General features: G+C 60.8%; 10 protein-coding genes. 2 read left to right on the top strand and 8 right to left on the bottom strand.

The features are described 5' to 3' along the window. Positions 1-166: 166 nt before the first annotated feature. The 7 genes from rsmA to lpxF all read right to left on the bottom strand — a co-directional run bounded on the left by rsmA (position 167) and on the right by lpxF (position 8627). Positions 167-994, bottom strand: a complete 828-nt coding sequence (gene rsmA / locus NL154_RS06400; protein ID WP_210628412.1) for a 16S rRNA (adenine(1518)-N(6)/adenine(1519)-N(6))-dimethyltransferase RsmA — start codon at positions 992-994, stop codon at positions 167-169. Continuing rightward, positions 994-2022, bottom strand: coding sequence for a 4-hydroxythreonine-4-phosphate dehydrogenase PdxA (gene pdxA / locus NL154_RS06405; protein ID WP_434733800.1), 1029 nt, complete (start codon positions 2020-2022; stop codon positions 994-996). The genes rsmA and pdxA overlap by 1 nt, the downstream gene beginning before the upstream one ends. Positions 2023-2028: 6 nt before the next feature. Continuing rightward, positions 2029-2973, bottom strand: a complete 945-nt coding sequence (locus NL154_RS06410; RefSeq protein ID WP_210628410.1) for a peptidylprolyl isomerase — start codon at positions 2971-2973, stop codon at positions 2029-2031. A gap of 184 nt (positions 2974-3157) precedes the next feature. Continuing rightward, entirely contained in the window at positions 3158-5488 is a 2331-nt protein-coding gene (locus NL154_RS06415) for an LPS-assembly protein LptD (protein ID WP_210628409.1), read from the bottom strand. Beyond that, positions 5488-6576, bottom strand: coding sequence for an LPS export ABC transporter permease LptG (gene lptG, locus NL154_RS06420; RefSeq protein WP_210628408.1), 1089 nt, complete (start codon positions 6574-6576; stop codon positions 5488-5490). The genes NL154_RS06415 and lptG overlap by 1 nt, the downstream gene beginning before the upstream one ends. Beyond that, positions 6573-7754 (bottom strand): LptF/LptG family permease, encoded by a 1182-nt coding sequence (locus tag NL154_RS06425; RefSeq protein WP_434733801.1) that lies wholly within the window; start codon positions 7752-7754, stop codon positions 6573-6575. The genes lptG and NL154_RS06425 overlap by 4 nt, the downstream gene beginning before the upstream one ends. Before the next feature lie 99 nt (positions 7755-7853). Continuing rightward, positions 7854-8627: a phosphatase PAP2 family protein gene (gene lpxF, locus NL154_RS06430; RefSeq protein ID WP_210628406.1), complete on the bottom strand. Its 774-nt coding sequence runs from the start codon at positions 8625-8627 to the stop codon at positions 7854-7856. Positions 8628-8770: 143 nt separating this feature from the next. Between lpxF and NL154_RS06435 the strand changes: the two genes are divergently transcribed. Both NL154_RS06435 and NL154_RS06440 read left to right on the top strand, forming a co-directional pair. After that, entirely contained in the window at positions 8771-10264 is a 1494-nt protein-coding gene (locus tag NL154_RS06435; protein WP_210628405.1) for a leucyl aminopeptidase, read from the top strand. After that, entirely contained in the window at positions 10261-10710 is a 450-nt protein-coding gene (locus NL154_RS06440; RefSeq protein WP_210628404.1) for a DNA polymerase III subunit chi, read from the top strand. The genes NL154_RS06435 and NL154_RS06440 overlap by 4 nt, the downstream gene beginning before the upstream one ends. Before the next feature lie 46 nt (positions 10711-10756). Here the strand turns inward: NL154_RS06440 and NL154_RS06445 are convergent, their stop codons facing one another. Continuing rightward, positions 10757-11683 carry a Gfo/Idh/MocA family protein gene (locus NL154_RS06445; protein WP_434733802.1) on the bottom strand — a complete coding sequence of 309 codons (927 nt, stop codon included), beginning with the start codon at positions 11681-11683 and terminating at the stop codon, positions 10757-10759. Positions 11684-11729 lie beyond the last annotated feature (46 nt).

Below are 11729 nucleotides of genomic sequence, written 5' to 3' on the forward strand. Positions count from 1 at the left end.
GAAGCATATGATGCGGCCCGCCCTTCGGCGATGCGATGCGCGGCTTTCTTGCCCAGGCGATCTGCAAGCAAAGTGCGCCTCATCAAGCCTGGCGTCCGATCGCCAGTGCGGAAGGCGGCCTTAGACCTAAGGGCGCGTCCTTCTGCATCCAACAGCAGATGTGGCGCTAAAGGCTATTTGCGAGAAGGCAGAATTCTTCGACTGAAAGGGTCTCCGCCCGTCGCGCCGGATCGATTCCCGCCTTGATGAGCAGGCTTTCGCCGCCGAGTGGCTTCAGGCTCTGGCGCAGCATCTTGCGGCGCTGGCCGAAGGCGGCCTGCGTTACTTTTTCCAGATTGGCGACAGCGCAGGGGATGGGGTTCGCCCTGGGAACAAGATGCACCACTGTCGAAGTTACCTTCGGCGGCGGCGTGAAGGCTTGCGGCGGTACGTCGAAGGCCATGCGTGCCTCCGTTCGCCAGCCACAAAGCACGCCGAGACGGCCGTAATGGTCGTCGTCCTCGCCGGCGACGATCCGCGCGCCGACTTCCTTCTGAAACATCAGCGTCAGCGACTGCCAGAATGGCGGCCAGGCCCTCGGCAGCAGCCAGTTGACCAGCAGTTGCGTACCGACATTATAAGGTAGGTTGGCGATGATCTTGACGGGGCCTTCCGGCGCCAATGATTCGAAATCCGTCTTCAGCGCATCGCCTTCGATGACGTCCAGGCGGCCGGGATAGCGATCGGCGATCTCGGCAAGCGCCGGCAGGCAGCGCGCGTCCCGCTCGATGGCAATGACCTTCTTGGCGCCGAGCGCCAGAATCGCGCGGGTCAGCCCGCCGGGACCGGGGCCGACCTCGAAAACGGTGGTCTCTTCGAGCGCGCCTGCCGTGCGGGCGACCTTCTGCGTAAGGTTGAGGTCGAGCAGGAAGTTCTGCCCGAGCGCCTTGCGCGCATCGAGGCCGTGACGCTGAATGACGTCGCGAAGCGGCGGCAGGCCATCGAGTGCTGCCATCAGCGGCGGCCTTCGGCGGTGCGGCCGAGCTGGGCGGCAAGCTTCAGTGCCGCAACCAAGCTCTGCTCACGCGCCAGTCCCTTGCCGGCGATGCCGAAAGCGGTGCCGTGATCCGGCGAGGTTCGCACGAAGGGAAGTCCGAGCGTGACGTTGACGCTGTCATCGAAACCGAGGGCCTTGGCGGGGATCAGCGCCTGATCGTGATACATGCAGATGGCGACATCATATCGCGCCCGCGCCTCGTCATGGAACATCGTATCGGCGGGCAGGGGGCCGATCGCATCGATACCCTCGTCACGCAGCTGCTCGATCGACGGGCGGATGATGTCCTCATCCTCCGAGCCGATCGCTCCGCCTTCACCGGCATGCGGGTTGAGGCCGGCGACGGCAAGCCGCGGCGCGTCGATTCCGAAACGCTGCCTGAGATCCACATCGGCAATCCGGCAGGTTTCGATGATCAGTTCGCCGGTCAGTGCTTGCGGCACATCGCGGACAGGAATGTGGATGGTAACGGGAATGGCCCTGACTTTCGGTCCCGACAACATCATGACCGGCGTCACCGGACTGCCGGTCGCCCTGGCGGCAAGATCGGCGAGAAATTCGGTATGGCCGGGAAACCGGAAACCCGCCTCGTAGAGCACGGCCTTGGCGATCGGATTGGTGACGACTGCGAGTGCCTCGCCGCAAATGACAAGCGAGACTGCTTTCTCGATCGCCGCGATCGTGCCCTTCGCCGTTGCCGCATGCGGCTCGCCGGGCACCACCTCAATGCCGGCCGGGACGCTCATGACGGGCAGCGCATCGGCAAATATGCCGGTGGCCTCGCCCGCCGTGTCGATCTCACGAATGGAAACCGCCAGATTGAGCTGGCGGGCCCGCAGAGCCAAGACATCCGGATCGCCGATAAGGAAAAAAGGCGGAAGCCCGATTTCACGCCGCCGGAGCCAAGCCATCAGGGTGATATCCGGTCCGATGCCGGCGGGATCGCCCTGGCTCAGCGCAAGCGGTCGTGAAAAGGGTATCGCCATCGTCGGTCAGCGATAGGCGATCTGCGCCTTCTTGCGCAGTTCGTCCAGGTATTTCTTGCTGTTTTCGTTTTCCGGCGGGCCATTCTTGCCGGCCTTGGACTTGTCGAGGTCCTCCTGGCGGAAGACCATTTCGGCGGCCTGGTCGTCGGAGACCTGGCGCTGGCTGCAGATCGCCAGATATTCGACGCCCTTCTCGGTGACGCGGGTGCCTGTGGTGTTGCCCTTGGCCTGCTCGACCAGAGGTTTCCAGTCCGGCGGGATCTCGGGAGCGAGCATGCGGCCGAGGTCACGCACGGAAACATCGCGCATTGTCGCGGCAAAGGTCTTTGCCTGATCACAGCCAGGAAATTTTGAGCGCGATGCCTCGGCCTCGCCCTTGCGCTTGCCGGTGACGGCGCCGCGCTTGGCCTCGGGAATGACGAAGATGATCTGCTGCAGCATATATTCCGTTGTTACCGGCTTTTGCTTGTTGTTCTGCATCATGCGCGAGACGAGATCATAGTTCGACAGCCGCGAGGTCGAGCCGTAGCGCGCATTGACGACGCGCGGCCAGCTCATCTGCACGGCGATGAAGCCTTTGAAATGGTCGACGCCGACGCCGGCGCGATCGAGAATCTGCGACATCTGTTCCACGGAAAGTTTGTTGCCGGCCGAAAAGCGCGCGAAAGACGCATCGACGTCTTGCTGCGAAACCGACATATGGACGCGGGCGACCTCCTGGCGCTTGAGCGTCTCGTCGATCAATTGCTCCGTGGCGGTCTTGGCGTCGGCCTTGGTATGCTGCAGGCGCAGGAAGGCCTGACGCTTGGCGACATCGCCGCTGGTGATGGCTGTGCCGTTCACCACGGCCTGGACTCCGCTTGCTGCAAGCGCCGGGCCAGCAAGGCCCGTCAGCAAGGCAATCGCTGCGCCGGCGAGAAAGGCGGTTATGGCTTTTTTTGCGTCAATCATCTGTTGACCTCCCAATTGCGCCGCGAGAGGTTGATCGCGGCGTCCTTACCACAGTGCGAGACACGCGGAAATCGCTTCCGTGGCGGCGCGAAACTCCTATGCCTCTGATATCGACTGGCGGCAATGTCCTGCACAGGCTTACGGCGAAAGAATGACTTGAGGCCATGTTTACGCCGTCCGCCCGCTAGTTGGAGAGAGTGTCGGAGCCGATCTTGATGTCGCCGAGCGTGCGGAACGTCAGCCGCGCGCCAATCGTCCAGTCGCTTGCCGACTCGTCGTCGGAATCCCTGCTATCCGTATAGGCGATCGTGAAGATCGTGCATTCGTCCTCATAGGAAAGGCCGAGCGTCCGGCGGCTGATCACATCGTTGTTCAGATCCCACGCGATGCCGCCGAAGATCGACCAATAGTCCTTGAACTTGACTCTGCTGCTGGTCTGGATCTCGTCGTTGTCCTCGGCGAAGCCATAGGCCGGCTGGGCGCTGAGATGCGTGTAGGTCACCTGCGTCTGGAAGGTGTCGTTCTGGTAGCCTGTCGTCAGGTCGCCACGGCGAAACTCGAAATCCTTCTCGTCGAGCCGGTAGGAGGCCGCAACGGAAACACCATAGGGTGTTTCGACGCCGCCGAGGCCGACATAGTCGGAGCGATCGGTTTCGAGGCCCGAATCCGCGCCGACATTGACGAGGTCATCGGTCGCGAACGAATTCTGGCCGGCAATCTGATAAGACTGGCCAAAAATGCCGTGCAGCTTGTAACCGCTGTCAAACGTCCCGGTATATTGGAAGCCGACATTGGCGCGAGTGCCGCCCTCGACGCGGTCGTAACCTGAGAATTTATCGCGGTCGAAGAGCGAGGTGGCATCGAAAACGAAACTTTGTGCATCCTCGTTCGGCAGCCGGCCGGCGAGCTGCTCGTCGGGGCGTGCATAGATTTGGACGATCGGCTCCAGAATATGCGTGCTGTTATCAGTCGTCATCAGGATCGGATACCGCATCTCCAGCCCGGCGGTGAGCATCGAGCGGGTGGCGGATTCGTCGTCAAGATAATTGCCGGCGTAACCGGTCGGGTCGTTCATGTTCAGCGCGAAAGCGTCGCCGCGCGCGGCCAGAAGCGGCGTGATCACCAGACCGGTCGGCGTGACATAGGTGCGTTTCCATTGAAGTTCGGCAGTCAGGCGCGAAGTCTGGCCCTTCAGGCCGCGGAAGCGGTCGAATCCGTCGACAGTATAGAAGTCGTCGTGTGTGCGCGAAATATTCGTCAAATTGACGTCCGCAGAAAGTTCGCCGCCTGCAAGCGGCTGAGGCGCGACATAGTGATAATCAAGCGCGGGATAGACGATGGCCTGCTGTTTTTCGGCCGTGTTCGTCCGGTCGGCATCCTGGACGTCGAAATAAAACGCCCGCATGTCGAAATAATTCCGTTTCCCGAGCCCCGTCAGGTAGATCTGGTTCGTGCGATCCGTGCCGCTCAAGCCGCGCAGTTTGTAGGTCTTCGAGAAATTATTGTCGCTCTGCACCATGACGTCCCAGCCGAACGTCCAGCGCGGATTGATGCGGAATTCCGCCTTTGACGCCACCATGGCGCGCTGCTCGGCTTCGGCATCGCTGGTGCCCGAGCTGAAATTGCCCGGCTTTGCCTGGTTGATGCCGGCGACGCGCAGGATATGCGTGCCGTTCTCGAAGCGCTGACGGAATTCGCCTTCGACGAGGAAGCCCTGGGCCGTGTAGCCGGTCGCCGTGACCGTCGCATCCATGCTCGGCGAGATCACATAATAATAAGGAATGGAAAGACCGAAGCCGAGGTTCTGCGACAGGCTCATCGTCGGGAACAGGAAGCCGGACTTACGCTTCACCGTATTGTCGGGAACCTCGATGAACGGCACGAAGGCAATCGGGTAGCCGAGCAGCTCGAAACGCGCCCGCTCCAGACGGATCGTATGGGTCTCGCCGTTCTGGATCACGCGCTTTGCCTTGACCTGCCAGAACGGTGCGCGCTTCGGATCTTCGGCGCAGGGAAGGCAGGCGGTATAGACGCCCTTGTTGAGAATCATCTTCGTGCCGCCGACCCGCTCGCCGCTTTCGGCGACGATACGCGTATTGTCGGCGGTTTCGATGCGCAGCGAGTTCAGGAACCCGTCGGCGAAATTGTCGGTCACGTCTAGGTTGTCGGCATAGATGCGGTTGCCGTCCGGACTGACGAGTTCGACATTGCCGAGCGCCATCATCCGGCCAGTCTTCTGGTTGTACTCGACCTTCTGTGCGACCATTTTATAGCCGCCATAGTTGATCTGCACGCCGCCGATCGCCGACACGAGTTCGGCGTCACGGTTATAGACGAGTTCATTGGCCGAAAGCAGAAGCTTGGCCCCTTCGGGAATCTTATTCTCGATATTTTGTTCAGGCGTGCTGGCCTGGCCATAGGAGGCCGGGGCACTGCCGAAATAGGAACATAGAGCCGCACCGACAAGCAGGGCAACCAACTGTTTACTAAAGTACTTGCGGTCGCCTACCGCCACTAGCCGTCCTCCTGATGAAGCAAAATAGTCGCGCCCAAGGCCAACGCGACGACGACCGGTATCCACGTCGCCACGAAGGGAGGCACGACTCCACTGCTTCCGAATGCTTTAACAAGCACGGTGATGACATAAAGCATGAAGCCTGACAGGATTCCACCCAGAATCACGGAGCGGGATTGGTTGAACCGGCTAAATTTTAGGGACACTGTTGCAGCAATGAGAGTCATGGCCACCAGCAGCAATGGCTGAGACAACAGAGAGTTGAATTGCGTCTCCAATGCCTTGGTCGAGATGCCGAATGACTTTGCCGCTGCAATGCGATTGGAAAGGTCAAAGAAACCAATTGTTTCCGGCGCTGTCAGCCGCTCCTGAACGAAATCCTGTTTCAGATTGGTGCGAAGTTGGACCGAAGCTTTGCGCAGCGGGATTTCGCCAGGCTTGCGCTCGACGACGCCGTTAAGCTGCCAGTAACCATCTTCCAACTTTGCCGTGGCGGCATCCTGTCTCAGAATGACTCGGCCGCTTGAATCGAAATGGATCAATACGGCGTCGACCAGCTTGGTTCCGTTCTCCTGGACCGTCTGGGCGCCAATGATGACATCGTCGCGGCCGCTGATCTGGCGCAGCCATGGGATCTGCGGCGCCTTGCGCAGAACTGCGTTTTCGCCACGCCAGTCGGACTCGACCAGCAGCGCCTGGCGCTGTCCCCAGGCGGCAAGCGGGTTGAGCGCCGTCATCGTCAGCACGCCGAGCGCAATTGAGCCGGCGATGAAGGGAAACATGAATTGCCAGACAGAGATGCCTGCCGCACGCGTGACCACGAGCTCATATTTCCGATTGAGCCCGATCAGCACCGTCATGCCGACGAAGAGGGCGACGAAGGGGATTGTCTGCTGCAGGATGAGCGGCAGGCGCACGGCGGTCATCACGATGCCGCCGCCGATCGTGTAGCCAGGCAGGCCGGACATGCGTCCCGCCGTCTCGCTGAAATCAAGGAGGAAGGCGATCGCCGACACGCCGATCAGAAACCAGCAGGTCGTCGCCAGGTAACGGCGAAAGAAATAACGCGACAATGTCCCGAACATCATTGGGCCGTGCCCCCGCCGGACCTGCTGGTCGCGGTAAGCAGTCTTTCTTGCATCCGTCTCCAGGAAGCCGATATCCGGTCCCAGACGAACGAAGGCATGACCAGCCGCTTGTGTAGGCCGAGGAAGATGATCGAGACGAGGCTGCTGACGATCGGAATGGCGTAGAGAACTGCGATATATTCCGGATCGGTGTCGATTTGGTTCGCGGCGTAGAAGGCAGCCCATCGTAGCGCAAAAGCATAGCCGAGCGCGCTCGCCATTGGATGCAGCCGCGCTTCCCGGTGCGAGCGCGCATCGCCGGCGATCGCCAGTGAGAACAATGCAAAGACGACGGGCAGGATCCAGTCCGTCAGCCGTCGATGCAGTTCGGCGCGGTAGCTCTGCGGGCGGATCGTATAGTCCTTGTCGTTCGGATCCGGATTGAACAGGAACCACAGGTCACGGTCGCTGGCTTTCAGCGTCGCCTGCCCGCGGCTCTCCGTCATGTCGGAGAGGTCGAAAGAATAGGAATCGAAATTGATGACCGAGACGTTGCCGTCGGGCGTTTTGCGATGCACCTCGCCGTCGTGCATGATCAGCGTCGTGCCGGTATCGTCGACAGCTCCTTCCTTGGCGTAATAGATGAGCTCGTAGGCCGGGTCCCGCTCGTCGGCGACGAACAGGCCCTTCAGCATGCGCCCGGCCAGGCGCTGCGAGATCTGCACATAGAGACCCTCGTCGAGCTTGCGGAAGGTCTTTTCCTCGATGACCGAGGAGAGGAGATCGGCGTAGGTTTCGGCGATCATCTGACGCGCCACGGTCTTTGCCCGTGGCTCGACGATATTGTCGACGAAGAAGGAAAAGACGCTGATGACGGCGGCAAGCAGCAGGATCGGCCGGACCAGAATGCTGCGCCGTGCGCCGGCTGCGTCGATGACGGTTAGCTCGGAATCGTTGTTCATCGTCGTCAGCGTCTGGGTGATGGCGATGACGAGGGCGAAGGGCAGCACCACGGGAATGATCGACGGCAGGATCATCGTCGCGAGCTTGGCGAACGAGCCGATCGACTGGCCGCTGTCGGTGACGAGGTTAATGCGCTGCAAAACCTGTGTCGTCCAGATGATCGCCAGCACGGGCAGGAGCGCCACGAGAAACATCTGGCCGACGCGCCGCAATATGTATGTCTCGAGTAGTTTCATGCCGGCCCTTGAAAGCACCTGCACGCCCAAACGGCTTGCAGGAGAATCCCTCTACGCTCTTTGTCGCGCTTTTGCGACAAGCAGGTGTCAAAAATTCATTCAAATTTCAGAATTTTTTTGGTCCTGTTGCGACTCAGTTAACGCCAGCAGCGCCGCGAAGACGACAAGCGAGGAGAGCCATCCGAGCGTCACGTCGGAAAGATAATGCGCGCCGAAGGACAGCCGCAAGGCTGGCGTCAGGATCGAGATCGCGGCGACGGGCGGAACCAGCGCGTAACGCATCGATTTCGGCACGAAGAGCAGAAGGCAGAACAGCCATCCAGCGCTCGCCGCCTCGCCGGAGACGAAGGAGCAGTTCGACACGCATTTGCCGGCAAGCGAGCCTGCCTCGACAAAATGCAGGCTCCCGCCGAAAATATCCGTCTGCACCGGCCGCGGCCGACCCCAATGTTCCTTCAGGATAACATTGACGAGCAGCACCGGCCCGATCAGCATCGTTCCGAGTGCGACTTTGAGCTTGCGCGCCCGCTCGGCGTTGAAGGTCGCGCCGTGCTGCTGGTAACATTCGATCAATTTCCACGCCATGACGATCGCCACGACGTAGGGCAGGCGGAAGAAGATGGTTCGCAGCAGGTCGAAATTCCCCGAGTCGCGATAAGGAAAGCCGCCGCAGATGCTCCCGGCAGCGGCAGTCGCGTCACAATCTGCGCCCACGAAAAAAAGCTGGGAAAAATAAATGTCTATTCCAGGGAAGGCGCGAAAGATGGCAAGCAGCGCCCACCACGCCCAGAACAGAAGCAGGAATGCACCGAAAGTCGTTTTCGGCAGGCGGATCACCGGTCTCCGCCATCGATTTTTCGAAAAAACTGTCAACGCGAATATCTGCAAAACTGACGAAAACATGAGGGCCTGGACAGCCGCGGGCGACCATAACAATAGTCGCGAGCCATTGACAGACCCGCCAAACGCGAAATTATCCGCCTGGGACGGATTTCAAGAATCCCAGCGGAGAAGACATGTCAGTAAAGTTCGAAATTTCATTCTCGAAGTCGGCAAAGCTCAATGGCGGGCTGGCGATCCTGTTGAAGACTGCCGAGGCCGGCAGTGCCGCAGGCGCCGAAACGGCTGATCCGGCAGGCGTGATCGCCAAGGCTGCGAAGATCGCCCGATTCTCCGCGAAATCCACGGCTGCGCTCGATATTGTCGCCCCGGAAGGCGCACCCGTCGATCGCATCGTCGTCATCGGGCTTGGCAAGGCCGGCGAACTCGCCGCCCATGACTGGCTGAAGGCCGGCGGTGCTGCGGCATCGAAAATCAAGAATACTGACAAGGCCGCCATCTTCATCGACGTGCCCGGCCTTGAGACGAACGCACGCGCCGCCGCCGATTTCGCGCTTGGCATGCTGCTGCGCGCCTATAGCTTCGATGCCTACAAGACAAAGAAGAACGACGACGAGGAGAAGCCGGCAAAATCGGTCAGGGTGACGATCATCACCACCGATGCGGCCGGCGCCAAAAAGGCGTTTTCCGATTCCGAAGCGATCGCCGGCGGCGTAAATCTCGCCCGTGACCTTGTCAATGAACCGCCGAACGCGCTTGGACCTGTCGAATTCGCCGCCAGGGCGAAGGAGCTGGAAAAGCTCGGCGTCGAGGTGGAAATCCTGACCGAGAAGGAAATGCGCCGTCTCGGCATGGGCGCGCTGCTCGGCGTCGCTCAGGGCTCCGTGCGCCCGCCGCGTCTGGCGGTCATGCAGTGGAAGGGTGGCAAGAGCAAGGACCGTCCCGTCGCCTTCGTCGGCAAGGGCGTCGTCTTCGATACCGGCGGCATTTCGATCAAGCCGGCCGCCGGCATGGAGGACATGAAGGGCGATATGGGCGGTGCCGCAGCCGTGACCGGCCTGATGCACGTGCTCGCTTCCCGCAAGGCGGCCGTCAACGCCGTCGGCATCATCGGCCTGGTCGAGAATATGCCCGATGGCAACGCCCAGCGTCCGGGCGACATCGTCACCTCAATGTCCGGCCAGACAATCGAGGTGATCAACACCGATGCCGAAGGCCGCCTCGTCCTTTGCGATGCGCTCTGGTATTGCAATGATCGCTTCAAGCCGCAGTTCATGATCAATCTGGCCACCTTGACCGGCGCAATCGTCGTGGCGCTTGGCAACGTGCATGCCGGCCTGTTCTCCAATGACGACCAGCTTTCCGCCCAGCTGACGGCGGCCGGCCTTTCCACAAACGAGAAACTCTGGCGCATGCCGCTCGGCAAGGATTATGACAAGCTGATCGACAGCAAATTCGCCGACATGAAGAACACCGGCGGCCGTCAGGCCGGCTCGATCACCGCGGCGCATTTCCTCAAACGCTTCGTGCAGGACACGCCCTGGGCGCACCTCGACATTGCCGGCACGGCGATGGGTTCGCCGCAGGATGAGATCAACCAGTCCTGGGGTTCCGGTTTCGGGGTGCGCCTGCTCGACGAGCTCGTTCGCGCCCATCATGAATCCCGATGACCGACATTCTCTTTTATCATCTGACCGAAACCAGGCTGGAAGACGCGCTTCCGCCGCTCCTCGACAAAAGCATCGAGCGCGGCTGGCGCGTCGTCGTCCAGACGAGCGAGGCCGCGCGGCGCGATGCACTTGATGCGCATCTTTGGACGTTTCGCGAGGAGAGTTTCCTGCCGCATGGGATCGACACGGCTGATTTCGCCGAAAACCAGCCGGTGCTTTTGACGGTCACGTCGGACAATGCCAATGCGGCGACGGTTCGTTTCATTGTCGACGGCGCCGAGCCGCCGCCGGCCGATGCCTATGAGCGCGTCGTCTTCATGTTCGACGGCCACGACCAGGAGCAACTGGAAGCTGCCCGCGCACAATGGAAGAAACTGAAAGGCGAGGGGCATAACCTCACCTATTGGCAGCAGACACCGGAAGGGCGGTGGGAGAAGAAGGCCTGAGCGGGTGCCTGCCGTCGGAGCCGACAGGCAAGGACCGCCCAATCACTCAGTCGTGGAAAGCGTCAACAAATTTCCGCTTGCCGAGCATGAAGGCGTCGGCGACGTGGCGCAGGGGGGCGAGATCGACATCCGATTTGCCCGCCTTGATGATTTCGGCGAAGCGGCGATAGAGCGAGGGATATTCCTGTTCCGGTTCGGCGAATGTCAGCTTACCGTCGATGGAAAGCTTAGCGCCGCCCTCGGAGAGCACCATTTGGCCGGCTGCCGTTTCCGCGACGATGTCCCAGCTCTGCTTGCCGATCTGGCGCCAGTCGAATTCGGCATGAACCGGCAGGCCGTCGGCATCGCGGAAGTGAATGTCGGCGGCGATCGGCGCATCACGATTTTCCGGGAATTCGAGCACAGCCCCGGTGATGAAGACCTGCCGCGGCAGGATATGGGTGACGATCGACAGCGCATTGATGCCGGGATCGAAAACGCCGAGGCCGCCGGCCTGCCAGATCCAGTCCTGGTTCGGATGCCAGTGGCGGACATCCTCTTTCCAGATCACATGCACGCTTTTGATCGTCGTCGAGGCAAGAAACGCTTTGGCGGCTTCGACGGCCGGCGCATAACGTGAATGCCAGCTGGCAAAGAGCGACGCCCCTTGCTTGTTCGCCAGCGCCTCGAGGTCGGCCACTTCGCTCAGTGTTGCACCCGGCGGCTTTTCAAGGAAGACATGCTTGCCGGCAACGAGCGCCTTATAGGCGGCTTCATAGCGGTACTGCGGCGGCATGCAGAGCGAAACGGCATCGATCGAAGGCTCGGCGTCGAGCATCGCGTCGATCGTGATGTAACTGTTGATGCCTTCGACCGTGCCGTGACGGCTTGCCGTGGCGACGAGCTTGAAATCCGGGTTCTTGGCGATGGAAGGAAGGTGCTGGTCGCGGACGATCTTGCCGACGCCGACGATGGCGAGATTGATAGGGGACATGGTGTTTCGCTCGTGTCTGTATGAAAAGTATGATTTATTAAGCCTG

Origin of the sequence: Rhizobium sp. YTUHZ044, assembly GCF_051123975.1 — a bacterium.
Lineage (GTDB): Bacteria > Pseudomonadota > Alphaproteobacteria > Rhizobiales > Rhizobiaceae > Rhizobium.

Coding starts and splice junctions, on each gene's coding strand:
- pdxA (WP_434733800.1), bottom strand. CDS start 2,022: ATGGCGATACCCTTTTCACGACCGCTTGCGCTGAGCCAGGGCGATCCC.
- NL154_RS06445 (WP_434733802.1), bottom strand. CDS start 11,683: ATGTCCCCTATCAATCTCGCCATCGTCGGCGTCGGCAAGATCGTCCGC.
- NL154_RS06440 (WP_210628404.1), top strand. CDS start 10,261: ATGACCGACATTCTCTTTTATCATCTGACCGAAACCAGGCTGGAAGAC.
- NL154_RS06435 (WP_210628405.1), top strand. CDS start 8,771: ATGTCAGTAAAGTTCGAAATTTCATTCTCGAAGTCGGCAAAGCTCAAT.
- lptG (WP_210628408.1), bottom strand. CDS start 6,576: ATGATGTTCGGGACATTGTCGCGTTATTTCTTTCGCCGTTACCTGGCG.
- NL154_RS06410 (WP_210628410.1), bottom strand. CDS start 2,973: ATGATTGACGCAAAAAAAGCCATAACCGCCTTTCTCGCCGGCGCAGCG.
- NL154_RS06425 (WP_434733801.1), bottom strand. CDS start 7,754: ATGAAACTACTCGAGACATACATATTGCGGCGCGTCGGCCAGATGTTT.
- rsmA (WP_210628412.1), bottom strand. CDS start 994: ATGGCAGCACTCGATGGCCTGCCGCCGCTTCGCGACGTCATTCAGCGT.